The organism is Pseudidiomarina mangrovi (assembly GCF_003999375.1).
In the GTDB taxonomy this organism is placed as follows: Bacteria; Pseudomonadota; Gammaproteobacteria; order Enterobacterales; family Alteromonadaceae; genus Pseudidiomarina; species Pseudidiomarina mangrovi.
This window is the reverse complement of sequence record NZ_RJLC01000008.1, coordinates 1-24,469: the sequence shown is the minus strand read 5'-3', so window position 1 is coordinate 24,469 and position 24,469 is coordinate 1. Positions and strand designations below refer to the sequence as shown.

General features: G+C 51.9%; 27 protein-coding genes. 15 read left to right on the top strand and 12 right to left on the bottom strand.

The annotated features are described in order from the left end of the window. Both EFO84_RS02310 and EFO84_RS02305 read left to right on the top strand, forming a co-directional pair. On the top strand, positions 1-822 hold an 822-nt coding region (locus EFO84_RS02310; RefSeq protein WP_164742358.1), incomplete at its 5' end, for an RHS repeat-associated core domain-containing protein. Positions 823-825: 3 nt separating this feature from the next. Next, positions 826-1,341, top strand: coding sequence for a hypothetical protein (locus tag EFO84_RS02305; RefSeq protein ID WP_127346458.1), 516 nt, complete (start codon positions 826-828; stop codon positions 1,339-1,341). A gap of 117 nt (positions 1,342-1,458) precedes the next feature. Here the strand turns inward: EFO84_RS02305 and EFO84_RS02300 are convergent, their stop codons facing one another. Beyond that, positions 1,459-2,109, bottom strand: coding sequence for a toast rack family protein (locus EFO84_RS02300; protein ID WP_127346457.1), 651 nt, complete (start codon positions 2,107-2,109; stop codon positions 1,459-1,461). 205 nt (positions 2,110-2,314) lie between these two features. Here EFO84_RS02300 and tsaA point away from each other — a divergent pair, with 205 nt between their 5' ends. Together tsaA and EFO84_RS02290 are read left to right on the top strand one after the other, a co-directional pair. Then, on the top strand, positions 2,315-3,022 hold the full coding sequence (tsaA, locus tag EFO84_RS02295; protein WP_127346456.1) for a tRNA (N6-threonylcarbamoyladenosine(37)-N6)-methyltransferase TrmO: 708 nt from the start codon (positions 2,315-2,317) through the stop codon (positions 3,020-3,022). A gap of 90 nt (positions 3,023-3,112) precedes the next feature. Then, a complete protein-coding gene (locus EFO84_RS02290; RefSeq protein ID WP_127346455.1) occupies positions 3,113-4,819 on the top strand; it encodes a proline--tRNA ligase in 1,707 nt (568 codons plus the stop codon). 30 nt (positions 4,820-4,849) lie between these two features. Here the strand turns inward: EFO84_RS02290 and gpt are convergent, their stop codons facing one another. Beyond that, complete coding sequence (gene gpt, locus EFO84_RS02285; RefSeq protein ID WP_127346454.1) at positions 4,850-5,329, bottom strand: xanthine phosphoribosyltransferase; 480 nt, start codon at positions 5,327-5,329, stop codon at positions 4,850-4,852. 132 nt (positions 5,330-5,461) lie between these two features. Here gpt and EFO84_RS02280 point away from each other — a divergent pair, with 132 nt between their 5' ends. After that, positions 5,462-5,782 (top strand): 2Fe-2S iron-sulfur cluster-binding protein, encoded by a 321-nt coding sequence (locus tag EFO84_RS02280; protein WP_127346453.1) that lies wholly within the window; start codon positions 5,462-5,464, stop codon positions 5,780-5,782. Between the two features lie 6 nt (positions 5,783-5,788). Here EFO84_RS02280 and EFO84_RS02275 read toward each other — a convergent pair whose 3' ends face one another. Genes EFO84_RS02275 through EFO84_RS02245 form a run of 7 tightly spaced genes read right to left on the bottom strand, consistent with a single transcriptional unit; the run spans position 5,789 to position 10,786 of the window. After that, positions 5,789-6,919, bottom strand: coding sequence for an ATP-NAD kinase family protein (locus tag EFO84_RS02275; protein ID WP_127346452.1), 1,131 nt, complete (start codon positions 6,917-6,919; stop codon positions 5,789-5,791). Then, positions 6,895-7,458: an elongation factor P hydroxylase gene (locus EFO84_RS02270; RefSeq protein WP_127346451.1), complete on the bottom strand. Its 564-nt coding sequence runs from the start codon at positions 7,456-7,458 to the stop codon at positions 6,895-6,897. The genes EFO84_RS02275 and EFO84_RS02270 overlap by 25 nt, the downstream gene beginning before the upstream one ends. Next, positions 7,455-8,561, bottom strand: coding sequence for a chorismate synthase (gene aroC, locus EFO84_RS02265; protein ID WP_127346450.1), 1,107 nt, complete (start codon positions 8,559-8,561; stop codon positions 7,455-7,457). Before aroC ends, EFO84_RS02270 begins: the two co-directional genes overlap by 4 nt. Before the next feature lie 25 nt (positions 8,562-8,586). Continuing rightward, the gene (gene prmB / locus EFO84_RS02260) at positions 8,587-9,516 is read right to left on the bottom strand and encodes a 50S ribosomal protein L3 N(5)-glutamine methyltransferase (RefSeq protein WP_240642628.1); all 930 of its coding nucleotides are present in this window, start codon (positions 9,514-9,516) and stop codon (positions 8,587-8,589) included. Beyond that, positions 9,500-10,027, bottom strand: coding sequence for a phosphohistidine phosphatase SixA (gene sixA / locus EFO84_RS02255; protein WP_164742357.1), 528 nt, complete (start codon positions 10,025-10,027; stop codon positions 9,500-9,502). The genes prmB and sixA overlap by 17 nt, the downstream gene beginning before the upstream one ends. Next, positions 10,020-10,352, bottom strand: a complete 333-nt coding sequence (locus tag EFO84_RS02250; protein WP_127346448.1) for an RnfH family protein — start codon at positions 10,350-10,352, stop codon at positions 10,020-10,022. Before EFO84_RS02250 ends, sixA begins: the two co-directional genes overlap by 8 nt. Next, positions 10,349-10,786 (bottom strand): type II toxin-antitoxin system RatA family toxin, encoded by a 438-nt coding sequence (locus tag EFO84_RS02245; RefSeq protein ID WP_127346447.1) that lies wholly within the window; start codon positions 10,784-10,786, stop codon positions 10,349-10,351. Before EFO84_RS02245 ends, EFO84_RS02250 begins: the two co-directional genes overlap by 4 nt. Before the next feature lie 128 nt (positions 10,787-10,914). Here EFO84_RS02245 and smpB point away from each other — a divergent pair, with 128 nt between their 5' ends. From smpB to trpA, 7 genes are all read left to right on the top strand, one after another. Beyond that, entirely contained in the window at positions 10,915-11,394 is a 480-nt protein-coding gene (gene smpB / locus EFO84_RS02240) for an SsrA-binding protein SmpB (RefSeq protein ID WP_205701924.1), read from the top strand. Positions 11,395-11,601: 207 nt separating this feature from the next. Beyond that, positions 11,602-13,194, top strand: coding sequence for an anthranilate synthase component 1 (locus tag EFO84_RS02235; RefSeq protein ID WP_127346445.1), 1,593 nt, complete (start codon positions 11,602-11,604; stop codon positions 13,192-13,194). Further along, positions 13,191-13,820, top strand: coding sequence for an aminodeoxychorismate/anthranilate synthase component II (locus EFO84_RS02230; RefSeq protein ID WP_127346444.1), 630 nt, complete (start codon positions 13,191-13,193; stop codon positions 13,818-13,820). The genes EFO84_RS02235 and EFO84_RS02230 overlap by 4 nt, the downstream gene beginning before the upstream one ends. Continuing rightward, positions 13,808-14,812 (top strand): anthranilate phosphoribosyltransferase, encoded by a 1,005-nt coding sequence (trpD, locus tag EFO84_RS02225; protein WP_127346443.1) that lies wholly within the window; start codon positions 13,808-13,810, stop codon positions 14,810-14,812. Before EFO84_RS02230 ends, trpD begins: the two co-directional genes overlap by 13 nt. After that, a complete protein-coding gene (trpCF, locus tag EFO84_RS02220; RefSeq protein ID WP_127346442.1) occupies positions 14,805-16,208 on the top strand; it encodes a bifunctional indole-3-glycerol-phosphate synthase TrpC/phosphoribosylanthranilate isomerase TrpF in 1,404 nt (467 codons plus the stop codon). Before trpD ends, trpCF begins: the two co-directional genes overlap by 8 nt. Next, a complete protein-coding gene (trpB, locus tag EFO84_RS02215) occupies positions 16,205-17,416 on the top strand; it encodes a tryptophan synthase subunit beta (protein WP_127346441.1) in 1,212 nt (403 codons plus the stop codon). Before trpCF ends, trpB begins: the two co-directional genes overlap by 4 nt. After that, on the top strand, positions 17,413-18,222 hold the full coding sequence (gene trpA / locus EFO84_RS02210) for a tryptophan synthase subunit alpha (RefSeq protein ID WP_127346440.1): 810 nt from the start codon (positions 17,413-17,415) through the stop codon (positions 18,220-18,222). Before trpB ends, trpA begins: the two co-directional genes overlap by 4 nt. On the opposite strand, the gene EFO84_RS02205 is transcribed toward trpA, so the two are convergent. Continuing rightward, entirely contained in the window at positions 18,191-19,099 is a 909-nt protein-coding gene (locus tag EFO84_RS02205; protein WP_127346439.1) for a TIGR01777 family oxidoreductase, read from the bottom strand. The genes trpA and EFO84_RS02205 overlap by 32 nt on opposite strands. A 90-nt stretch (positions 19,100-19,189) precedes the next feature. Here EFO84_RS02205 and EFO84_RS02200 point away from each other — a divergent pair, with 90 nt between their 5' ends. Together EFO84_RS02200 and EFO84_RS02195 are read left to right on the top strand one after the other, a co-directional pair. Then, positions 19,190-19,744 (top strand): inner membrane-spanning protein YciB, encoded by a 555-nt coding sequence (locus EFO84_RS02200; RefSeq protein WP_127346438.1) that lies wholly within the window; start codon positions 19,190-19,192, stop codon positions 19,742-19,744. Position 19,745: 1 nt separating this feature from the next. Further along, on the top strand, positions 19,746-20,591 hold the full coding sequence (locus EFO84_RS02195) for an alpha/beta hydrolase family protein (protein ID WP_240642633.1): 846 nt from the start codon (positions 19,746-19,748) through the stop codon (positions 20,589-20,591). Here the strand turns inward: EFO84_RS02195 and EFO84_RS02190 are convergent. Beyond that, positions 20,588-23,098, bottom strand: coding sequence for an ABC transporter permease (locus tag EFO84_RS02190; protein WP_127346436.1), 2,511 nt, complete (start codon positions 23,096-23,098; stop codon positions 20,588-20,590). The two genes, EFO84_RS02195 and EFO84_RS02190, sit on opposite strands and share 4 nt — an antisense overlap. Beyond that, on the bottom strand, positions 23,088-23,768 hold the full coding sequence (locus EFO84_RS02185; RefSeq protein ID WP_127346435.1) for an ABC transporter ATP-binding protein: 681 nt from the start codon (positions 23,766-23,768) through the stop codon (positions 23,088-23,090). The genes EFO84_RS02190 and EFO84_RS02185 overlap by 11 nt, the downstream gene beginning before the upstream one ends. Before the next feature lie 2 nt (positions 23,769-23,770). Between EFO84_RS02185 and EFO84_RS02180 the strand changes: the two genes are divergently transcribed. Then, positions 23,771-24,403 (top strand): arylesterase, encoded by a 633-nt coding sequence (locus EFO84_RS02180; RefSeq protein ID WP_127346434.1) that lies wholly within the window; start codon positions 23,771-23,773, stop codon positions 24,401-24,403. The last annotated feature ends 66 nt before the right edge of the window (positions 24,404-24,469 follow it).

The following is a 24,469-nucleotide window of genomic DNA, read 5'->3' as shown; positions in this document are numbered from 1 at the left end:
TCGCTCAACCCCTACTCCTACATCATGAACAACCCGCTAGCGGGGACGGACCCGAGCGGGTATATTGCCGATTGTATTTTAGCGATACATTGTGCAGAGCAAGGGCTGCCAAATCCGTTTAAATATCCCCCTAACTGCCCATTTTGCGTGTCAGTAGGTGGCGATCAATCGGAGGATAATGGAAATAAAAGAAATCAATCTCAAAGTAGAAATAGTGAAAATGGCGAGACTGAAAAAATAGGAAATCAGAGCCTCCTGAATATCAAAACTCTCGATGACGTTACAGTGCCGGAAAATTGGGAACCAAAATATCTCGCACTTGCCGATGACACACGTGCCGATCAACTTGATGAAGCTGATAGAAAACTTAATTACTTGATCGATGAAGCGACATCTGAGCATTTTCAAGCGGTAGAGCAGGCTTTAAACGATAAATCGCTCACTGAAGAGCGGCGGGCGCATTTAGTTGAAGCGCAGGATAATTTGAGATCAGCTGTTTTCACTTATAGTAGGTATGATAATCCAGAAAGATTAGCTCAGGGAGGTGTTGATTTTGATGGTGGAAACCCAAGGATAAAATTTTTTAGGTCGATGGATAAAGCCATGGGGTCAAACGGAAAACCCGCTTCAGGTTATGGTGAAAAGCTTCGGCTTGGGTATGAAGGAATCATCGATGTAATTCACCATGAGGGTGGTCATTTGATAAGACCTTTACATTACGTTACTAATAGCCAAGGCGGTTATAGTAAATTAAAACGTCTTGATATCGAAAAGGTGACGAATCAATACATGCTATTTTTACGCAATTATGAAGGCAGGTGAGACATGAAAAATATAATATTTGCATTACTTCTAGCGCATATTTTAATGTCATCAGAATCGCATGCGGAGTGGTTTAACCAAAGAGCAAACTACTTGAGTACTGATGGTGAATCCGTTGCGTTTATACCGAATGTTATCAATGGTGTCCGCGAGATTGTGCTTGATGATGGTATTACTATTATGCCTATGTCAGTGAAAGAAGATAAAGGATTCGTTCGACTTTCCTATTTCTACATTCCATTAGCTACTCCGAAATCATCAGCGGTTTGGACGATACTAGGCAATGATATTCTTGAACTCACAAAAATAACCACAGATGATAACGGTGAGGTGTATTATCACTTTGCTTGTACAGACCCATTGCTAGCCTCTGACGGCCCTATAGTGAGCTATGTATATAGCGAAAGGCGAGGCGTCATCATGTTTGAATTACTGACGGATCACCCGGTAAAGAGGTATAACAAATCATACGTACTGATTGATGATGCCGGCGTTGGCAAAGTCCTATCGGTTGATTGACTTGACTTGAATTAATTAGTCGCCGCATTTCAGCATGTGATGCTGAATTATGGGGTGACGTCGCCTCCGACGCCACCCTAGCTTGAGTAACACTCAGCTTTAGAGTCCGTCGGTAAATTATTTCTCAATGGTTAAATGCACATCACCAATTCCGGCATCGATATTGATACGGGCTTGGCCATTGCCTTGCGCTGAACTTGATGAAGTCACAATGGCGCGTTCACTTGAACTATGGTTGGCGCCAGTAATTTTGGTATCGCCTACGCCGACATCCATATTAATTGACTTCACATCGCCTATTAAGGTTAATTTAATATCGCCAATACCTAAATCGATATCGAGGTCAGAACTCTCAATGCGACCTTTGATTTCGCCAATACCAAGTTCGAGATCAATACTGCTAAGACGCGGTAATTTTACCTGCCATTCTAATTGAACATTATCTTGCTCCGGCACTTCGAGCTCTAGCCAGTTACCTTGCTGCGACGCCAGAAGCTCGACTTTGCTGACATCACCTTCGCTACGCCAAAACCCGCCATCGCTGGCAGTGGCTTTGATTTCAACCAGCACTTCGTCACCATCATGGTGACTCAATTCGATGCTACCAACACCAAAACTAATCTTCATATCGGTTTGTGCGGTCACTGCATAGCTGCCTTGCAAATATTTATCGGCATCAGCGGCGGTTACCTGCTGGCTCATGCTGGCAACAGTCACAGCACCAATTAAAACCATAGCAGCAGTCCAAACAGTAGTTGAGCGGTTCATAACAAATCCTTCTTGGTTATTAAGTCATACAAATAAATGCGTCACTAGAGATAAAGCAATTGCTATGCCAACTTTATTATCTTACTGTTTTTATAAAACTTATTGACCAAATAGCGACAACGAAAGCTGCCCACGATGGCAATGACTATCGCTAAGTTCGCCAAAATATGCTGAAATTCACCAATTCTATAGCTGCGGTACCTGCATGACCTTTTCCATTGAAGCGATTGGCGAGATACGTTCGCCTTACCAACAAAAGTTTGCGGTGCCACGTCAACCTGGGCTGGTTACGGCGGCCTGCGCTGAAATTCATCTGCATGGCGATTACGCTCACCCCGATAGTGTTCGTGGCTTAACTGAGTTCAGCCATATTTGGGTGCTATTTATCTTTCATGAAACTGTCGCGGCCGGCTGGCAACCACTGGTGCGCCCACCACGGCTGGGCGGCAATACCCGTAAAGGCGTGTTCGCCACCCGCGCTACCTATCGCCCCAACGGTATCGGTATGAGTGTGGTGAAATTAGAATCGGTCCAGGCCGATGAACACGGAGTGATTATCCGGGTACGCGGCGCTGATTGGGTTAATGGCACTCCGGTGATTGATATCAAACCCTACCTGCCCTACGCAGAAAGCATTTCAAACGCCCAAGGTGGCTTTGCTGATGCTCGCCCACACACGGCGCTCACCACGGTATTTTCTACTGAGGCTGAGCAGCAATTGTGCCAGTTGGAACCCCACTACCTAGAGCTACGCTTGTTAATTAGCCAGGTGCTGAATCAAGATCCTCGCCCTGCATACAAGAAAGCTGCGCATCAAGAAAAAGTCTACGGTATGAGCTTGTACGACCTAAATATCAAATGGCAGGTCAGTAATGGCGAAAATCAGGTGATTCAGATCAGTAAAGACTTTTGACCAGCGCCCGCTGCTGATAGAATCAGCGCTTATGATTATTTGCTTGTTATCACCTTATTTTCCGGAAAATGGAATGGAGAACGGAACCCCATGCGTACCAGCCATTATTTATTAGGCACCCTGAAAGAAACCCCTGCTGATGCCGAAGTGATCAGTCATCAATTGATGCTGCGCGCCGGTATGATCCGCAAAGTTGCAGCCGGTTTATACACCTGGACGCCAACCGGGTTGCGGGTATTACGCAAAGTAGAACAGGTGGTACGCGAAGAAATGAACGCCATTGGCGCCCTTGAAGTGCTGATGCCGATGGTGCAACCGGCCGACTTATGGATGGAATCAGGCCGCTGGGAAGACTATGGCCCGGAGCTGCTGCGTTTACACGACCGTAATATGCGTGATTTTGTGCTCGGCCCAACACACGAAGAAGTTATTTCTGAACTGGCTCGTAAAGAAATTAGTAGCTATAAGCAATTGCCATTAAGCCTGTATCAAATTCAGACTAAATTCCGTGACGAAATTCGGCCTCGCTTTGGGGTAATGCGTTCACGTGAATTCATCATGAAAGACGCTTACTCGTTCCACCTTGACCAAGCCAGCTTGCAAGCCACCTATGATGACATGCACGGGGCGTATTGCCGGGTATTTGAGCGGTTGGGACTTGATTTCCGCCCGGTATTGGCCGACACCGGTTCTATTGGTGGGAGCTTCTCGCACGAATTCCATGTGTTAGCCGCATCGGGTGAAGACGACATCGCCTTCTCAGACAGTTCTGACTATGCCGCTAATATTGAGATGGCAGAGGCTGTAGCACCAAGCCACGATCGCGCTGGCGCTGGCAAAGCCATGGAAAAAGTGGCGACCCCCAATGCAAAAACCATTGCCGCCTTGGTGGAGCAGTTCCAACTGCCGATTGAGCAAACCGTAAAGACACTGATTGTTCATGGCGCTGAAGCCGGTAAGTTAGTGGCGCTATTAGTGCGTGGTGATCACGAACTCAACGAAATTAAAGCAGCCAAACACCCGTTAGTGGCGAGCCCACTGCAATTTGCCAGCGACGAAGCAATTCGTGCCGCTATCGGCGCAGGCCCGGGTTCGCTCGGCCCAGTTGGTCTTGAGTTACCAGTTGTTGCCGACCGCAGTGTGGCGGTGATGGCTGATTTTGCCGCCGGTGCCAACCACGATGGCTTCCATTATTTCAACATCAACTGGGGCCGCGATTGCGCTGAACCCGAAGTATTTGACCTACGCAACGTCAAAGCCGGTGACCCAAGCCCGTGTGGTCACGGTACCCTGCAAATCAAACGTGGTATTGAAGTGGGTCACATCTTCCAGCTTGGTAAGAAGTACTCTGATGCCATGAAAGTGGGCGTACTGACTGAATCAGGCAAGCACGAAACCTTAATGATGGGCTGTTACGGTATTGGTATTACTCGTATTGTTGCTGCTGCCATTGAGCAAAACCATGACCAATACGGCATTGTCTGGACCGACGCACTAGCGCCATTCCAGGTTGCCATTGTGCCTATGAACATGCATAAATCGGTGCGAGTGCAAGAAGTCGCGGAACAGCTTTATAGCCAGCTCAAAGCGGCCGGCATTGAGGTGCTGTTTGATGACCGCAAAGAGCGTCCAGGTGTAATGTTCGCTGATATGGAGCTGATTGGCATTCCGCATCAAATCATCATTGGCGAGCGCAATATCGATAATGCCCAAGTGGAATATAAACATCGCCGCAGCGGTGACAAACAACTGCTAGCGATTGATGCGGTGTTGGCGTTTATTCAACAGCACGCCTAGGCGCGCTGTTGAAGCCCGTATTCTGCGCCATTATTCTCCAACCAAGGGCGCCACATAGTGCAGCTGCATATCCCAAGGGAAATGGATCCACATCTGTTGTTCAAGGTCGGCGGCAAAGTCGTCGACCAAGTGCATGCCCTCAGGTTTTGCATACACCGTAATAAACTTGGCTTTCGGTAAGCGTTGGCGTAAGAACTTCAGGGTGTTACCGGTATCTACCAAGTCATCGACCACTAAAAAGCCCTCGCCATCGTCGCTGCAGCTGACATCTTTGAGTAAGCTCACTTGCTCGCGCTGGCTGGTGTGGTCATAAGAACTCACACACACACTTTCGACCAAGCGCAGATTCAATTCCCGCGCCACAATAGCTGCTGGTACCAAGCCGCCACGACTAACGGCAATAATGCCCCGCCACTGGCTGGCTGGTAATTGCCGCGCGGCCAACTCACGGGTGGCGCGGTGTAATTCTTCCCACGACACAAAAAACTCACGTTTGGTTGCTAAGCTCATGGCTCGATATCCTGCTTCAATGATCAATTCTGAGATTGCCGCAGTATACCGTGATAAGCGCATTTTTGCCGCGCAAATCTGTGCTAAACTGGCGCCTTTTAGAGCCTAACCAACTACTTGACGGAGCACTGTATGCCAACCGCTATTTACATTGATGCCAACGGCAACCAATTTGAAGCTGAACTCGAAGTCGGACAAAACCTGATGGACGGTGCCGTCAACAATATGATTGATGGCATTCTCGGCGAGTGCGGTGGGGTGATGTCGTGTGCGACCTGTCATTGTTATGTGGATGCCGCATGGCAAGACAAAGTGCCGCCAGCCAGTGATCACGAAACCGACATGCTGGATATGGTGATTGAACCGAAAGACAACAGCCGCTTGAGCTGTCAGATAGAAATGACCGCGGAGCTGGACGGCATTGTGGTGCATTTACCGCGCGCCCAGTACTAACCTAGCTTAGTCGCTGCCAACCCGCACCAATACTTCATCACGATAACCGGTGGTGACGCGCATCACCCCGGTCAATTCGTCATCCAGCGCCGGATCACCGGTATCCACCAGCAATGGCCGCTGCTGTAACTGCTGCAGTTTATTTTTACTGGCCACTATACGAATATTATCGCGCCCGATAGTGCGAATAACCGCCGGGCTTAGTTGTTGATTACCGCGACCAAAAATATGCCCCTGACCGCCAATAACCGTGACAATCAGCTGTGCTGGCAGCTGCCGTTGTTGCAGTAATTGCAGCAGTTGCGGCGCCGTCACATCGCTGGCGATGACCTCACCATTAAGCACCACATCGACCCCCAGCAAGGTATTGGGTAAGCCTAATTCGGCCATGATAAACGCCACGGTTGACCCGGAGCCCATCACATAGAGGTGATCGGCCTGCATGCTTTCAATCACCTCGGCCGCGATATCCGCAAGTACTAGCTCATCGCTTTCTTTGCCGCCCATTTTTACCGCTTGCACATATCGCAACTCGGCCGGCACTAGCATTTCACCGTAGCGCCTCGCGCGCACCGTGCCGGCGCGAAAGGCCTGCTCATCAATATCCATGACATCGGCGCGTAACACTGAGGTTAAGCGGCCGCTGATCAGTTCAGCGATCACTTTGCCAGCTGCTGTTGGGCTAATGGCATACACGCCAGAGTGGATTTTCACCCCCGCTGGAATGCCCAGTACCAATTGCTGCTCAGGTACCACGGCGGCCACATCACGCGCGGTGCCATCGCCACCGGCGAACACCAAAACATCAACCTGAGCGGCCACTAGCTGACGCGCCAACTCGCGGCTATCCTCAGCACTACTCGGCTGCAGCGCGGCCTGATAAACCACCTCAACTGCAAAGCCAGCGGCACGCGCCACGCTCTCGCCTAGTTCACCAGCACCGGTGACCAACAGCACTTGCTCACGAAACGGCAGCAGTTGTTGCAACGCTTGGTTGACGCGGATGCCAGCCATAGGCTGAGCTCCCAGCGCTATAGCACGCGCTGCAGTATCACTGCCATCACTCCCTTTGAGCGCCACGCTGCCGCCCAAACCAGCATAAGGATTAATGATTAAACCAAGTCGAAAGGCGCGCATGCGGGCGTTTCCTGAGCTCGTTGAAGGCTGGACAGCACTGGCGGCCATGGCTGCTGATAAAAAACTGCTAGTGCTCTGGCAAACTGTTCAGCGCGCGGCGGCAAACCGTGCTGGAGATAACTCTGTAATTGCTGCCGTACAGCTGCGGTAAAACCGTGGCGATCAACCTCGATACCGCTGAGGTTATCCACGCTGACTTGAAACTCGCTCCCACAGCACAGCGAAAACAGCCATTCCAGCGCTTGCGGCTTGCGTTCAACCTGCTCAAATACGGCTTGCTGCTCAGCGTTGCGACCATCGGGCTCATACCAGTAGCCATAATCAAACAATTGCCGGCGCTTTGCACCAGCAATACACCAATGGGCAATCTCGTGCAGTGCAGAGGCGAAAAAGCCATGGGCAAACACCACTTGGTGATACGGCAGCTCGCCGGCTGGCTGATAATAGGGTTCATGCTCACCAGCCACCAAACGGGTGTTCTCCGTCACACTAAAACATTCGGAAAACACCTGGATCAGGTCAGAATAGTGATGTGTCATGGCTTACAAATGTCAGGAAAATCATGGTGAACTCCGCCATTCTGAGCGCGTTGCCGCAATACGTGGTCCATGACCACCAAGGCGGCCATGGCTTCAGCAATCGGCACACCGCGAATACCTACACAAGGGTCATGACGACCACGGGTGACAATTTCAGCGGGCTCGCCACTGCTGTTAATGGTCATGCCGGGAGTAGTAATACTCGAGGTGGGCTTAAAGGCTAATTCAGCAACCAAGGTCTGCCCCGTGCTGATACCACCTAACACACCACCGGCATGGTTGCTGGTAAAGCCTTGTGGGGTCAAGGCGTCACGATGTTGAGTACCGGTTTGCCCGGCCACCGCAAAACCATCACCAATACCCACCGCTTTCACCGCATTAATGCTCATCAGTGCTTTGGCTAAATCAGCTTCGAGCCGATCAAACACCGGCTCACCCAAGCCAACCGGCACGTTAGAGACTTCTAGGCGCACCCGCGCACCTACCGAATCACCCTGCTTGATAAGATCTTTCAAATAGTCAGCTACCGCTTCGGCCATGTATTTATCTGGGCAAAAGAACGGGTTCTGATCGACCTGATCCCAGCTAAAGCTTTTGTGCTGATCATCGGTTTTATGTGGGCCAATTTGCACCACCCCGGCGCGGAATTGCACACCAAAATGCAACCGCAAGTACTTCTGCGCAATGGCACCAGCGGCCACACGCATGGCGGTTTCACGGGCTGATGAGCGGCCACCACCGCGATAATCACGGCGACCATATTTGTGCGCATAGGTGTAATCGGCATGTCCGGGTCGGAACAAGTCTTTGATATCGCTGTAATCTTGGCTGCGTTGGTCGGTATTACGAATTAATAGCCCAATCGGCGTGCCAGTAGTCACGCCCTCAAACACACCGGATAGAATTTCTACTTCGTCGGCTTCACGGCGCGCGGTGGTATAGCGGTTTTGACCGGGCTTACGGCGATCGAGCTGTACTTGTAGGTCTGCCACCGATAATTCTAATCCCGGTGGGCAGCCATCAATTACTGCACCCAAGGCCGGGCCATGACTTTCGCCAAAGGTGGTGACGCGAAATAATTCTCCAAAGCTATTACCGGCCATGACGCTATCCTATTGCGAGCAACGCCTAGAAGCGCTGCTGGTGAGTCACTAAATCAGCGTAGCGGATCATAAATACGCCATCGCCGCCGTTACTAAATGTCAGCCAGGTGAAGGGTACACCCACAAACTCTTGTTGCATGGCGACCATGGAATTACCCACTTCACAAATCAACACGCCCTGCTCGGTCAGGTGATCCGGCGCTTCACGCAAAATGGTGCGGACCAGATCTAAACCATCTTCACCGGCCGCTAAACCCAATTCTGGCTCATGATGAAATTCATCGGGTAAATCCGCCATATCCTGCGCATCCACATAAGGCGGGTTGGTGACAATCAAATCGTAGCGCATGCCGGGCACCGCACTGTATAAATCCGACTGCATAGGCACCACACGGTCACCTAAACCATGCGCTAAAATGTTGGCTTCGGCAACCTCTAGGGCATCGCTAGAGATATCTAAGGCATCAACGTCAGCATCAGGGAACGCCAATGCACAAGCAATGGCGATACAGCCGCTGCCGGTGCATAAATCAAGGATACGCTGCGGTGGCTGACTCACATAAGGGGCAAATTTACCGGCAATCAGTTCAGCAATCGGCGAGCGTGGCACTAATACCCGCTCGTCGACCATGATCGGCAGGCCGTTAAACCAAGCGGTGCCGGTTAAATAGGCGGCCGGAACCCGCTGTTCGATGCGTTGCTGCAATAACTGCTGTAACTGCTCACGCTCGCTATCGAGCACCTGTGCTTGGGCAAACTGCTGCAGTTGGCTGAAATCAAGGTGACAAACATGCGCTAGCAGCACTTGTGCTTCGCTGACCGCATTATCGGTACCATGACCAAAATAAACATCGGCTTGCTGCAAGGCACTAACACTAAAACGCCACAGATCGGCAATGCTGCGCAAGTGACTAATATCGTGCTGATACAATGCTAAATCATGGGTTTGCGTCACGTAATGGCTCCGGATCAATTGGGCTGGCAAGCTGAATAAAATGACCGCGCCACTGCGCCAGATCGAGGCTCAGTTCGGCAATGCCGGCAGTCGGAAATAACAATGGCTGGGTGGCCGCATCAAAGGCCGCAACCAAATAACTCACGAGCGGCATGTGCGACACCAAGGCAATGTGCTGGGCCTGTTGCTGTTGCTGACTCAGCTGCGCCAGCAACCAATCCATCACCAGTTCAGCATGACCATCAGGCGTGATGCTGTCGTGCTGCTGTTGCTGCGCCACTTTTACCACACTGGTTAACACCGCCGCCGTTTGCCGCGCTCTCACGTACGGGCTGACCAGTAACCAGTCGAGTTGCTGCACGCCTTGCTCAGCTAAACGCTGCTGCAACCACTTGGCACTCGCACGCACCTCACGTTCACCCTGTTCACTCAGTGGCCGAATGGCATCGGCACTCATGGCTTGCGCTGGCAAGGCATCACCGTGGCGAATGATATACAGCTTTTTAATCACGTTTACGGCCTCCAGTGACCGGGTCAGCGCGACCATCATCAATGGCTTGTTCAGCGCGTTTGCGCCGCACCGCTTTAGGATCAGCAATCAGTGGCCGATAAATCTCAATACGGTCACCCTCGCGTGGTTGCTGATCCAGTTTCACCGCTTTACTCCAGATACCTACTTTTTGCTGTTTTAGGTCAATGTCTGGAAAGTAACGGGTAATTTGTGATCGCACAATACATTCTTCAACGGTACTACCGAGCGGTACCCGTAACGGAATAATTTGTTGCCGCTCCGGGGTGGCATAGGCCACTTCAATATGAATCGATGCAACCGTCATGACTGGCCGTACACCTGTCGCGCGCGTTGCACGAAGGCATCAACCATGCGCCCTTGCAACTCGTTAAAGATACTACCGAATGCCATACTCAGTAGCCGATTGGAGAATTCAAATTCAAGCTTGAGAACAATTTTGCAGGCATTTTGCTCGAGCGCATGAAACTGCCAGCCGCCGCGAAGGTAGCGAAACGGGCCATCGACTAGGTCCATGCCAATCGCATCGGGTGGCTGTAAGGTATTACGCGTAGTAAACGACTTGCCCACTCCAGCTTTGCTGATATCTAGCCGTGCGACTTTATAGTCACTACCTTGCTCAATCACCGTCGCCGAACGACAACCCGGGACAAATTCTGGATAGCGCGCAATGTCATCCACTAGTGCGAACATCTGGGCATCACTGTATGGCACCAGCGCACTGCGTTCAATTGTCGGCATGACTCCCCTCAATGACCTGTAAGCTTCGCTAAATGGCCGAAATGATACCGTATTTTGCCGCACGAATCATCACTAACAATTTTAATTTAGCACTCGCTTCAGCGCCGTGCATCAGTATAATGAGCGCCATGAAAAAGAACTCAAATCATCGCCAAAACGGCACCATTGCGCTCAACAAAAAAGCGCGCCACGAATATTTCCTCGAAGATAAATTTGAGGCCGGTATTGCCCTGCAAGGCTGGGAAATTAAGAGTATTCGCGAAGGCAAAGCTAATATCGCCGATACCTATGTGATCATTAAGCATGGTGAAGCGTTTTTACTCGGCGCACAAATCCAACCCTTATTATCGGCTTCTACTCATGTAGTATGCGACCCTGATCGTTCGCGCAAACTGTTATTAAAACGCCGCGAACTGCATAAACTGATTGGCGCCAGCGAGCGCGACGGCTACTCCATTGTGGCCACCGCCATGTATTGGAAAAAGCATTTAGTGAAGCTAGAAATTTACCTCGCTAAAGGTAAAAAAGACCATGACAAGCGCGACACCATTAAAGAACGCGACTGGGGTCGTGAAAAAGCTCGCATTTTAAAGCACAATCCCCGTTGACAGCGCGGCTAAGAGCCGTTAAGTTACACCCATTAGCTTATACAACTAACGAGATAGACAACGCATGACCAACATGAACGCACAAACCAAAGCTGTATGGTGGTGGCATCTCCCGACTTAGCGGGCGATACCTGTGTGCGCGTTGACGCGTTAAGGATCCAGAAGCCCGCTCATTGAGCGGGCTTTTTTATTAGACAAGTGAAACTTATGACCTCTGAAACTGTTGCGATTATTGACCAAGCCGGTGCCATCACCAGCATGCAAATAGAGTTGCCCTACCAGGCCGACACCTTGGCCTTGTATCAGCGCCTATGCCGCCATCATGCGCACAATTTACTGCTCGATTCGGCGGAAATACAGTCGCGCCAGCACCTGAAAAGTCTTTTGATGGTCGATGCCGCCTTGCAACTGCGGTGCCACGACCAACAAGTCACCATCACCGCCTTAACCGGCAATGGGGCACAACTGTTACCGTGGTTAGCCGAACAATTGCAAGCCAGCGCAGTCAGCCTAGAATTGACCAGTCACCAACTCCAGTGTCAGTTTGCAGCCATTGACGATAGCTTGGATGAAGACAGCCGCTTGCGCCAAGCCAGCAATATCGAGCCGCTACGAATTTTGCAGCAACGCCTGCAGCAAACTCAGCCGCACCCACTGGGAATTTTTCTTGGTGGTATTTTTGCCTATGACTATGTGGCCAGCTTTGAAGCCCTCCCGGTGGTCGCTGAAGGTCACAATAATTGCCCTGATTATCTGTTTTACTTAGCTGAAACGCTGCTGGTGATTGATCACCAGAAACGCTCGACCACCTTACTGGCTAATTTACTCAGTGGCCCCGATAGTGCCGATTACTACAGTCAAATTGCCGATAAAGTAGGCCGTATTGCCGCGCAATGTCAGTTGCCCGCCAGTCCGCAACAGCCGCCGGCCGCACCCGCGCAGAAGTCGACTAACGCGGTGCAAGCCTATCCTGATGCAGCAAGCTTTGCCGCTACGGTCGAGCAATTGCAGCAAAACATTTTAGCCGGTGATATTTTTCAGGTGGTTCCGTCGCGGCGCTTCACCCTACCCTGTGCCGACGCCCTGGCCGCCTACGCTCGGCTTAAGGCCGCTAACCCATCGCCCTATATGTTTTTTCTGCGCAGCAGCGACTTTGAAGTGTTCGGTGCCTCACCGGAGTCGGCGTTGAAATACACCGCCAGCACCAATCAGGTTGAGTTGTATCCGATTGCTGGCACGCGGCCACGCGGCAAGTACCCCGATGGCAGTATTAATCCTGACTTAGATAGTCGTTTGGAGCTGGAACTGCGATTGGATCAGAAAGAACTGGCCGAACATATGATGTTGGTTGATTTAGCGCGCAACGATTTGGCTCGCATTGCCAAACCCGGCAGCCGCTACGTGGCTAACTTATTACAGGTCGACCGCTATTCACATGTGATGCACCTAGTGTCAAGGGTAGTGGCGCAATTGGCCGATGACCTCGATGCGCTGAGCGCTTATCGCGCCTGTATGAATATGGGCACCTTAGTGGGGGCACCAAAAGTTCGCGCCGCTGAACTGATTCGTCAGGTCGAGCAACAACGCCGTGGTAGCTACGGTGGTGCGGTCGGCTATTTGTCCGGCAATGGCGATATGGATACCTGCATCGTTATTCGCTCAGCCTTTGTCCGCGGCGGTCAAGCCATGGTGCAAGCTGGTGCTGGGGTAGTATTTGACTCGGTCGCTGCGGCCGAGGTTGCCGAAACCGAGGGTAAAGCCCGCGCCGTGATTCAAGCTATTCAGGAGGCCGCGTTATGAGTGCTGTCGATCGGATTGTATTACTCGATAATCGCGATTCATTCACCTACAACTTGGTCGACGAGTTGCGTCAGCTCGGCTATCCGTTGGTGGTCTATCGCAATCATATTGCCGCCGAGCAACTCCTAGCAACGCTGGCCAGCTATTCTGGCCGTCAATTACTGTGTTTGTCACCCGGCCCCGGCCACCCAGCTGAGTCCGGCAACTTGTTAGCAGTCATCGAGGGGGCCCGTGGGCGTTATCCCATGCTTGGCATTTGTTTGGGCTTTCAAGCTCTCGTGCATGCCAGCGGTGGTCGTGTTGATCGTTGTGGCGAAACCGTGCATGGCAAAAAAGCGCTTATTAGCCACAGCAACCAGGGCCTATTTGGTGATTTTCCACAGCCACTCGCGGTCGCGCGTTATCACTCTTTGGCGGGCTTTGATCTCCCCGCATCGATTGACGTATTAGCCCACTGTGGGACGATTCCCATGGCCGCTTGGTTCAACGATTACCAAGCCTTGGGCTTTCAATTTCACCCCGAATCTATTTTAACCAGCCACGGCACCGAACTACTCAAACGCAGTGTGGCGATGCTGTTTGCCAACAGCGCTCAGGCACAGGAGTTGAAGCCATGCAAGCCCTAACCGATTTAGTCAACGGACAAGCGCTATCGAGCGCGCAAAGCCAGCGCTTATTTGAGCACCTGGTCAAAGGTGAATTGAACGAAATCCAAATTACCGCGGCCTTAGTGGCGATGAAATTACGCGGCGAGCAGCCAGAAGAAATGGCCGGTGCCGCCACCGCCCTGCGGCAAGCAGCAAAGCCCTTTAAACGTCCGAATCGGCTGGTGCTCGATAGCTGCGGTACGGGTGGCGATGGCAGCAATACCATCAACATTTCCACCACCGCAGCACTGGTAGCGGCGAGCATGGGCCTGACCATCGCCAAGCATGGTAACCGCAGCGTATCATCGCGCTCGGGCTCTGCGGACGTGCTGGAGAGCTTGGGCTTGTCAGTCACCCAAGACCCCGAAGTAGCCGCTGCGCAACTCGACCAATTCAACTTCTGTTTTTTGTTCGCGCCGCATTATCACCCCGGTATTCGTTACGCTATGCCGGTTCGGCAAACGCTGAAAACTCGCACCTTATTCAACTTGCTCGGGCCTTTGGTTAATCCATCACGCCCCGATGCCCAACAACTCGGCGTTTATGACCCTGCATGGTGCCGCCCTATGGCCGAAACCTTGCGTTTGTTGGGCTGTCAGCGGGCTATGGTGATTCACGGTTCGGGGCTGGACGAGTTCGCCCTACATGGCGAGACTCAAGTGATTGAGCTTAAAGACAACGAATTGCACGAATATCAGCTCAGCCCAGCCGATTTTGGTGTGCCGATGAGTACTATTGCCGCGTTGCGCGGCGGTGATGCCGATTTGAACGCCAAATACTTACAAGCGGTATTGGCCGGCCAAGCCAGTGATCCACATCAACACGCCGTGGCTATTAGTGTTGCTGGCCTGTTATATTTAGCGGGTCATTATCCGCGCCTTGATCAAGCCACTCATGCCGCCCTTGAGCATTTAGCCAGTGGCGCCGCACTTGACCATTTACGTGCTTTGCAGGAGTTTAATCGTGGTTAATGCTGTATCGCCACCAGCCACTGTGCTGACCCAAATTGTCACCCAACGGCAACAACGCCTCGCCGAGCTCGCGCAGTATTATGATGCAGAGCAATTGCAGCAGCAGTTAACGCCTAGTCAACGCAGTTTGGCTGCGGCGCTAGCTAAGCCGCGGGCTAGTTTTATCTTGGAATGCAAAAAGGCGTCACCGTCAAAAGGGTTGATTCGGCCTAATTTTAATGCCGTTGCATTGGCGCAAACCTACGCCCGTTACGCCGATGCTATCTCGGTACTAACCGAGCCGGATTTCTTTCAAGGTGATTTTAGTTATCTGGCTGCAGTGAGCGCTGCGGTAGATATCCCCGTGTTGTGTAAAGACTTTATTACTGAGCCACTGCAGGTGTTGTTGGCACGTCACTTTGGCGCTGATGCTATTTTGCTGATGTTATCGATTCTGGATGACCAGCAATACCAGCAGTTAGCCAGTTTGGCAGCGCAATTTAATCTGGATGTACTGACCGAGGTGGCAACAGCAGAAGAAATGTACCGTGCGGCGCGCTTAGGTGCCAACATTATTGGCATCAACAACCGCAATTTGCATGATTTAAGTATTGACCCACAGCGCAGCATTGAACTCAGTCAGTTAGCTCCAGCAGGTGCTCTACTGGTGGCAGAATCTGGCTTTAGTGAGCACAGTGCGGTACGCGCTACAGCGCCCTATGTGGACGGATTTTTAGTCGGTAGTGCACTGTCGGCACAAGCCAACGTCGACCAAGCCTGCCGTGAACTGATTTATGGTCAGCACAAAGTGTGTGGTCTCGGCAGTGCTGCCGACGCCATGGTGGTAAGGGCAGCGGGTGCTGCTTATGGTGGACTGATTCATGTCGGCCACTCGCCGCGCTATGTCAGCTTGACGCAGGCACAAACGATTACGGCAGCAGAGCCGCTGCTGCGTTATGTGGGGGTATTCGCCGACCAACCGCTCGCCGATGTGGTGGCTTTTGCTGAGGCGACGCAGTTGTTCGCGGTACAATTACACGGCCATGAAGATATCGATTACATCAGTCAGTTGCGCCAAGCCTTGCCGGCTGGCACTCAGATTTGGAAGGCCATTGGTGTTGATGAGCCATTAGTCCTACCCGATCTGCGCGTCGATAACTATGTGTTGGATAACCGCTACGGTGGTAGCGGCAGTTGTTTTGACTGGCGACTGATAGCTAGCTTAACCCCAGCGCAACGAGCGAACTGTATGCTTGCCGGTGGCATCAACCACAGCAATGCCAGCGCCGCGCTGGCCACCGGTATCACCCGGTTAGATGTGAATTCAGGGGTGGAATACGCCAAAGGTCGCAAAGATGCCGGCCTTATCCTTCAGTTTTTTAACCAATTACGACAGTATGGACGGACCAATCAATGAGCGACAATAACCCGAACCGCGCCTACTTTGGCGACTTTGGTGGTCAATTTGTGCCAGAAATTTTACTCCCGGCGCTAGACCAACTTGAACAAGCTTTTTTAGATGCTCAGCAAGACCCTGAGTTTCAACGCGAATTTACTGACTTGCTGAAGCATTATTTGGGCCGGCCTACGCCATTGTCGTTGTGCCAGAATTTACCCCTAGTCAGCCCCAACGGTACCAAGATCTATTTCAAGCGCGAAGATCTGCTGCACGGCGGCGCACATAAAACCAACCAAGTACTGGGCCAAGCTTTGCTGGCTAAACGCATGGGTAAACATCGCATTATTGCCGAAACTGGGGCTGGTCAGCACGGTACGGCCACCGCCCTAGCCTGCGCTTTGCTTGGTCTTGATTGCACTATTTACATGGGTGCGAAAGACGTTGAGCGGCAACAACCCAACGTGTTCCGCATGCAATTGATGGGCGCCAAAGTGGTACCCGTGGATAGCGGAAGCGGCACCTTGAAAGATGCCGTCAATGAAGCCATGCGCGATTGGACCGCCAGCTATGCCACCACCCATTATCTACTCGGAACGGCTGCCGGTCCTCACCCATTCCCAACCATTGTGCGTGAATTCCATCGCATGATTGGCGCCGAGGCAAAAGCGCAAATCATTGAGCGCGCTGGGCGTTTGCCTGACGAAGTGATTGCCTGCGTGGGTGGCGGCTCTAACGCCATTGGTATGTTCGCCGAGTTTATTGATGAGCCGGGGGTTGAGTTAGTCGGCGTTGAACCGGCTGGTAAAGGCGTTGAAACCCATCATCATGGCGCCACTTTAACCGCTGGAAAACCGGGGATTCTGCACGGTTGTCGTTCGTTTATCATGCAAACTGACGAAGGCCAAATTGAAGAAAGTTATTCGGTTTCCGCTGGCTTAGACTACCCCGGTGTCGGCCCACAGCATGCGCATTTGAAGAGTATTGGCCGCGCTCGTTACGAATCAGTCACCGATGACGAAGCACTGGCTGCATTTAAGTTGGTGGCCGAGAAAGAAGGTATCATCCCCGCCTTAGAATCGGCCCATGCCGTGGCTTATGCACTGCGCCGTGCAGCCGAGCCCGACGCACCAGAGATATTACTGGTGAACATGTCGGGTCGTGGTGATAAAGACATTGACCATGTGCGTAAGATCTTCGCCTTGCAAGCCGCAGGAGAGCAGTCATGAGCCGTTATCAAGCCATGTTCGATCGCCTCGAACAGCAACAGCAAGGCGCTTTAGTGCCGTTCGTCACCTTAGGTGATCCTGATGTAGCCACCAGTCTCAGTATTATCCGCAGCTTAATTGCTGGTGGTGCTGATGCATTGGAGCTGGGCTTACCTTTTTCTGACCCAGTCGCTGATGGCCCGACTATTCAAAAGGCTGCCATTCGTGCCCTCGCCGCTGGCGTCAGCCAAGCTGATTGCTTCAGTATTATCGCCACGATTCGTGCCGAGTACCCCGACTTACCCATCGGCCTGTTGGTGTATGCCAATTTAGTCGTAAGTAATGGTGCCGAGGCGTTTTATCAGCGCTGCCAGCAAGCTGGTGTCGATTCGGTATTGATCGCTGATGTGCCGGTACGCGAAGGAGAGCGTTTCAACGCGCTAGCCCGCGCCAATGGTATTGCGCCTATCTATATCGCACCACCAGATGCCAGTGCCGAGCGTCTAGGCCAAGTTGCAGCGCACAGTGAGGGCTATGTGTACTTATTGAGCCGTGCTGGCGTGACCGGTGCCGATACCACCTTGCAAGCGCCGGCAGAGCGCGTGATTCGGGCCTTAAAAGCCGCCAATAGTGCGCCGCCACTACTGGGTTTTGGTATCAGTAACCCCGAGCACGTGCAGGCTGCTATTGCTGCTGGTGCAGCGGGCGCTATCAGCGGCTCCGCAGTGGTCAAAATCATTGAGCAGCAGCTCCACGACTTGCCCGCTATGTACGCCGCACTGGAACAGTTTGTCGCTACTCTGAAGGCGGCAACAAACAAGCCTTAAGTGCAGCTTCAACGGTTGGGTACTTGAATACGTACCCAGCCGCTTGGGTGCGCTCAGGCAGCACGTACTGACCGGTCAGCAACATACTCGACAACTCGCCCAACGCTAGCTTAAGTACCACGCCAGGTACCCGCATAAAGTGTGATTTGCGTAAGACTTTGGCAATACTGGCACTCAACTCAGCCTGACTGACTGGGTTTGGTGCCGTACCATTGTAGATACCCTGACAGTCAGCGTGTTCCAGCAGGTGTTCAATAATGCCGACAATGTCATCCAACTGGATCCACGAAAAACCCTGCTTACCATGACCTAATGGCCCACCTAAACCGAGCAAGTACGGCGGCAACATTTTCTGTAATGCCCCACCTTTAGGCGCCAACACCACCCCCGTACGCAGCACACACACACGGGTACGCGGTGATTGCGCAGCGAGCGCTAAACGCTCCCACTCGGCACATAAATGGTGAGCAAAATCATCGCCTTGCACACTGCTGCTCTCGGTAACCGGAGTACTATCTCGGGGGCCGTAAATACCAATGGCGGAGCCGCTAATAAACACCGCAGGCGGCTGTTCCGCCTGTTGCATCAGCTCGGTTAATTGCCGCGTAATGGTCCAGCGACTTTGCTCTATTCGCAGCTTTTGCCGTTCGCTCCAGCGCTTATCAGCAATACCTTCGCCTTGTAAATTGATCACCGCACAGTAATCACTGATAGATTTGATTTCGGCGAGACTGCCCAAGGTTTGCACCGTTTTACCAAAGCAGTCGATGGCGCGCTTCGGATGACGTGTTAATACCGTGATTTGATAGCGCTGACACAAACGCTGCACCAGTGCTCGACCAATCAAGCCGGTTCCGCCGGTAATCAATAGTTTCATGGGCTCAACCCCTTAGTTATGCGTGGCAACTAGTACCCTTTGAACTTTTCTGGCACACTCTAGTGACTTATTATAGCCCGAGACTAAAGCATGTTGTTTGTCCTCGAATATATACCCATCGCGCTGTTTTTTATCTTTTATTTACTGGGCGATATCTTTTTAGCAACAGCGGTGCTGATGCTCGGTACGGTATTGCAAATCATCGGCTTGAAATTCATGCGCGAAATTATCACTCCACGGCACTGGATTGTGCTCGCTGTGGTGCTGATATTTGGGGCCATTACGTTGCTGTTACGCGACGAATGGTTCATCAAGATCAAAGTATCGGTGATTTACGTGATGATTGCGGGTTTCTTACTGGTCGGCCAAATGTGGAAAAAACGCAGCCCGTTACAACTGTTACTTGGTGATGAAATTAAGCTCCCCGACTTTGCCTGGCAGCGCCTGACTTATGCTTGGGTGGTGTTTACCCTGAGTCTTGCTGCGGTCAATCTCTATATCTCAGAAACCATGAGTCTAGACGCTTGGGTGAATTTCAAAGTGTTTGGTATTCTAGCCGCCACCTTGGTATTTACGGTATTCACTGGCGCCTACATGTTTAAACATCACACTGATACTGACAAAGACGCCAAAGACCTTGAGTAATATGATCACCAATGAGCGCCTAGAAACCGCTCCGCAACGGTTTATTTCGCTACATATTTATAGCCCTGCCGAGCCGCGTGGCACTATCATCATGGCGCCCGCCATGGCGGTACCCGCTGGCTATTACCAGTATTTTTGCCGCTGGTTAGCCGAACAAAATTGGCGCGTAGTGAGCTTTGACTATTACGGTATTGGTGACTCCACGCCAGTGCCACTGAAACAGCTAAAAACCACCATTTCGGAGTGGGCACAGCACGATTGCCAAGCAGTGATTGCTTATGCACGCAACCTGCAACCTGAAGGCGAGTTAGTCTGGTTTGCCCATAGTATTGGCGGCCAGCTGTTTGGCATGATCCCGAACTATCATTTGGTCGACCGTATGATCACCGTGGCCACTGGCAGTGGCTACTGGCGCGATACCATGCCCGCACTGAAATATCTATCGTTGGGGTTATGGTATGGCGTGGTACCCTGGCTAGTACCGCTGCTGGGCTATTTTCCCGGCGACAAGCTCGGGGTCATTGGTAATGTCCCGGGCCCGGCCATGCAGCAGTGGCGACGCTGGTGTTTACACCGCGATTATTTGGTCGGTGCTGAAGATTTGTATCACCACTACGCAGATGTACAAACCCCCATTACCGCCTACAGTTTCACCGATGATGAAATGCTGACTCAACGCAATATCAATCACTTACATGACTTTTACTGCAATGCGCCGCAACAGCGCCATGTCATCACCCCTGCCCAGTTTGAGCTCGATAAAATCGGGCATTTCGGCATTTTCCGGCGCCATTACCAAAACATTTGGCCGCAGCTGTTTACCACCGTCAGTCGCCAACGGTTCTAAGCCAGCGAGCGAATCAACTGAGCGGTATTGCGGCGGATCAAACGACCACAAGAAACCCGCCCTAAAATGCCAACCACCACAGCACCTGCTAACGGCCCGATCAGCCAGAAGCGCCAATGCAGGGTTGCCGCCATCTCAAATACTTGTGTTTGTAAAATCCACAGTGCCAGTTCCATCGCTAATGTTGCAATCAAGCCACTAATAGCGCCCAGAATTAAGAATTCATAGGTAATACTGCGACTCAGTAGCTTCGAAGGTGCCCCCAGCGTGCGCAGAATCACTAGCTCTTTTTGCCGTTCTTCCAGCGATGCCTGCACCTGCGCTAATAGCACCAAACCACCGGCTATCAATACCAGCACTAGCACAAAACCAATGGCCAGACTGACCTGCGAAATCACCTCACGGATCTGATCGGTGATGGCATCAAGATCAATCAGCGATACCTGAGGGAATGGCCGGAATAGCTCAAACAGTTCGTTTTTGCGATCACTCGGCAGATTAAAACTGGAAATAAAGGTCGCCGGAAAATCGCTTAAGGTCTGCGTGTTAAAGACAAAGTAGAAATTTGGCTGCAAGGTGCCCCAGTTAACCTCACGGACACTAGTAATCGGTACTTCAAACACATTACCGCCAATATTGAATTCCAACACATCGCCAATGCCCAAGCGCATGCGCTCGGCCACTTCCGCTTCAATCGACACTTGTGGTTCGGCATTGTCGCCCCACCACTGGCCAGCGCTGAGGATGTTATTGGGCGGCAAGGTATCACGCCAAGTGAGCTGTAACTCGCGGCCAAAGCCTTCTCGCTGCTCACCGGTTTGCTGATTACCGGCTTCGTCTTCTTTGGTCACTTCATCACGCACCGGCACACCATTCACCGCAGTCATGCGGCCAGGCACGATCGGATACATGTCATTGGCAACAATATCGCGCTCAGCAAAGCGCTGTTGCAAGCTCGATACATCGCCACGATCGACGTTGATAATGAAGTAATTCGGCGCATCAGCGGGCAATTGCCGTTCCCAATCCGCCAACAATTCATTGCGCAACGCCAGTACCAGCAATAACAGCATGATAGCGGTTGAGAAGCTCAGCATCTGCACGCTATTGGCTTTGGCACGGCGCTGTAAGCCAGCCATGGCTAAGCGCCATGCACTACCGGCTTGCATGCCGGCTTGGCGACTGACCTTAATAAATAGCCGACCAATGGACAGCAACAACACCGCCGCCAGCGCGCCACCAGCAAACAGTGCCGATGACAACAACCATTGCTGGCTGTAAATGACCAACAGCGCATAAATGGTGCCGCCTGAAGCCAGCCAATGCAGCCATGACAAGCTGTCGTTGCCAGTCATATCGCGGTTGAGCACCCGTAATGGTGGGATCTGAATCAACCGCAACAACGGATACAACGAGAACATTAAGGCGCTAATTAAACCGGTAGCACTGGCTAACAGATACGGCTTCACGGTTGCAGCAGGCAGAGTTGCACCGAGTTGCGCGGCGACAAATTCAATCACCCAGGCCTGTAGCAGATACCCTAACAACAGCCCCACCGCCACGCTAATCAGTGTTAGCAACAGTAAATGCATGATAAATATGGCTTGGATCTGGCTGCGTGAGCCACCCATGGTCTTAATAATCGCTACGGCATCATAATTGCGCTGACAATAACGCTGTGCCGCCACCGCCACCGCAGTCGCCGCTAACACCACTCCCAGCAAGCTAGCCAGCAACATAAAGCGCTCGGCGCGCTGTAAACTGCGTGCCAATGGCGAATCGCCATCTTCGACACTACGCCAGTTGTGTGTGTCATCATTGAGTTGTGGCAGCAGCCATTGCTCAAAGTCATCTAAACCCGCTTCGTCACCGGCAAATAGCACATTCCAACGCACCCGCGACCCGAGTTGAATCAACCCAGTTGCCTCTAGGTCAACATAGTTGATCAGCACATTGGGGCTGTCGGTGAATACTGAAAAACCAACGTCGGGCTCGTAGGTTAGAACCCGCGTGACGGTGAAGGTTTTTTCACCGACATCCAAACTATCGCCAATTTCAAGCTGCAATTCTTGGAATAATGCCGAGGCTACCCAAGCTTCACCTGAGGCCGGCAGGCCATCGGTAACTTGATCTTCACCAAATGGCTGCAGCGCAGTCTTCAGCTCACCACGCAGCGGATAGCCATCACTGACCGCTTTCACGTCAATCAAGGCTAGCTGATCACCGGCAAAAGCCATGGAGTTGAACACCACCCGCCGCGCTGATTGCACATTGCGCTCGGCGGCAGCTTCTAGCCAAGCATCATCAATCACCCGACGTGAACTGAGCACACGGTCAGCCGCTAAGAATTCGGCACTGCGGGCCAACAAACCGGACTGCAAGCGCTCGGTAAACAGCGACAACGACAACACCGCCGTCACCGACAGCACAATGGCAGCCGCCATAATAGTCAGTTCACCGCGGCGCAATTCGTGTCGTAACAGGCGCCACGAAATTTTATGCCACATGTTGCTGCACCTCGCTCAAACGCCCGGCATCCATCCGCAACACGCGCTGGCAGCGCGCCGCAAGATCACTATCATGAGTCACCATCACCAGCGTGGTACCCGATTCTTGGTTCATCTGAAACAGCAAATCTTCAACCTTCTGGCCGGTCACCGCATCAAGGTTACCGGTCGGTTCGTCGGCAAATAAGATTTTTGGCGTACCAACAAAGGCACGAGCAATGGCGACCCGTTGCTGCTCACCACCCGATAACTGATTAGGGTAATGGGTGAGGCGCTCGCTCAGCCCTACTTTGCCCAATAACTCCCGAGCTTGCTGTTCAGCCTGACGATTACCGGCCAGTTCAGCCGGCAACATCACGTTCTCTAAGGCCGTCAAACTGGGGATCAATAAAAACGACTGAAAGATAAAGCCAATTTTGTCGGCGCGAAGTTTTGCCCGTTGCTCTTCATCCAATTCACTCAATTTTTCGTTATCTATAAGAACATCACCGCTACTGGCGAGGTCCAAGCCAGCAAGCAACGACAACAGGGTTGATTTACCTGAGCCAGAGGCGCCAACAATAGCAACGGTTTCGCCGGCAGCAATCTGCAGGTCAATTGGCTGTAAAATGTGTAGAATACCGTCAGTGGTCTGCACGTCTTTTTGTAATTGAGTGGTTTGAATAAGCATTTATGAAAAATTTCCTTGTAAAATTTAGCGTTATCGTCGCGATTCTGTTCTTTATACGGCCAGTTTCGGCAAATGTCTCACTGGTGGTTTTAGGTGATAGTCTCAGTGCCGGCTATGGTATGGCGCAAAGTGAGTCATGGGTCGGTATTTTGCAGCAGCGCTGGCAAACTACTCACCCCGATATCACCCTCATTAACGCCAGTATCAGTGGTGACACCACCCAAGGCGCGTTGAATCGTTTGCAAGGCGTGATTGACCGGCATCAGCCTACCGCGGTGTTCGTTGAACTTGGTGGTAATGATGGCTTGCGCGGCTTTGTTCCTGCAAGCATTCAAGACAATTTGTTACAAATAATCGATAAGCTGCAGCAAAGTGGCGCTGAGGTGGCGTTAAGCCAAGTGCGTATTCCGCCCAACTATGGTGGACGTTACAGTGACATGTTTGCCGAGATCTTTCCAGCTGCGGCAGAACAGGCTGAGATAGCGCTGATTCCGTTTTTTATGGAAACTATTATTGAAAACGAAGATTTAATGCAAAACGATGGCATTCACCCGAACCGCAGCGCGCAGCCGTTAATTGCCGACATTATGGAGCCGTATATGTTGCAGTTAGCACGGGGAGAATTAGAGCAGTAAAGCAAGTGGCGTCCCCTAGGGGATTCGAACCCCTGTTACCGCCGTGAAAGGGCGGTGTCCTAGGCC

Coding starts and splice junctions, on each gene's coding strand:
- EFO84_RS02305 (WP_127346458.1), top strand. CDS start 826: ATGAAAAATATAATATTTGCATTACTTCTAGCGCATATTTTAATGTCA.
- EFO84_RS02300 (WP_127346457.1), bottom strand. CDS start 2,109: ATGAACCGCTCAACTACTGTTTGGACTGCTGCTATGGTTTTAATTGGT.
- tsaA (WP_127346456.1), top strand. CDS start 2,315: ATGACCTTTTCCATTGAAGCGATTGGCGAGATACGTTCGCCTTACCAA.
- EFO84_RS02290 (WP_127346455.1), top strand. CDS start 3,113: ATGCGTACCAGCCATTATTTATTAGGCACCCTGAAAGAAACCCCTGCT.
- gpt (WP_127346454.1), bottom strand. CDS start 5,329: ATGAGCTTAGCAACCAAACGTGAGTTTTTTGTGTCGTGGGAAGAATTA.
- EFO84_RS02280 (WP_127346453.1), top strand. CDS start 5,462: ATGCCAACCGCTATTTACATTGATGCCAACGGCAACCAATTTGAAGCT.
- EFO84_RS02275 (WP_127346452.1), bottom strand. CDS start 6,919: ATGCGCGCCTTTCGACTTGGTTTAATCATTAATCCTTATGCTGGTTTG.
- EFO84_RS02270 (WP_127346451.1), bottom strand. CDS start 7,458: ATGACACATCACTATTCTGACCTGATCCAGGTGTTTTCCGAATGTTTT.
- aroC (WP_127346450.1), bottom strand. CDS start 8,561: ATGGCCGGTAATAGCTTTGGAGAATTATTTCGCGTCACCACCTTTGGC.
- EFO84_RS02250 (WP_127346448.1), bottom strand. CDS start 10,352: ATGACGGTTGCATCGATTCATATTGAAGTGGCCTATGCCACCCCGGAG.
- EFO84_RS02245 (WP_127346447.1), bottom strand. CDS start 10,786: ATGCCGACAATTGAACGCAGTGCGCTGGTGCCATACAGTGATGCCCAG.
- smpB (WP_205701924.1), top strand. CDS start 10,915: ATGAAAAAGAACTCAAATCATCGCCAAAACGGCACCATTGCGCTCAAC.
- EFO84_RS02235 (WP_127346445.1), top strand. CDS start 11,602: ATGACCTCTGAAACTGTTGCGATTATTGACCAAGCCGGTGCCATCACC.
- EFO84_RS02230 (WP_127346444.1), top strand. CDS start 13,191: ATGAGTGCTGTCGATCGGATTGTATTACTCGATAATCGCGATTCATTC.
- trpD (WP_127346443.1), top strand. CDS start 13,808: ATGCAAGCCCTAACCGATTTAGTCAACGGACAAGCGCTATCGAGCGCG.
- trpB (WP_127346441.1), top strand. CDS start 16,205: ATGAGCGACAATAACCCGAACCGCGCCTACTTTGGCGACTTTGGTGGT.
- trpA (WP_127346440.1), top strand. CDS start 17,413: ATGAGCCGTTATCAAGCCATGTTCGATCGCCTCGAACAGCAACAGCAA.
- EFO84_RS02205 (WP_127346439.1), bottom strand. CDS start 19,099: ATGAAACTATTGATTACCGGCGGAACCGGCTTGATTGGTCGAGCACTG.
- EFO84_RS02200 (WP_127346438.1), top strand. CDS start 19,190: ATGTTGTTTGTCCTCGAATATATACCCATCGCGCTGTTTTTTATCTTT.
- EFO84_RS02195 (WP_240642633.1), top strand. CDS start 19,746: ATGATCACCAATGAGCGCCTAGAAACCGCTCCGCAACGGTTTATTTCG.
- EFO84_RS02190 (WP_127346436.1), bottom strand. CDS start 23,098: ATGTGGCATAAAATTTCGTGGCGCCTGTTACGACACGAATTGCGCCGC.
- EFO84_RS02185 (WP_127346435.1), bottom strand. CDS start 23,768: ATGCTTATTCAAACCACTCAATTACAAAAAGACGTGCAGACCACTGAC.
- EFO84_RS02180 (WP_127346434.1), top strand. CDS start 23,771: ATGAAAAATTTCCTTGTAAAATTTAGCGTTATCGTCGCGATTCTGTTC.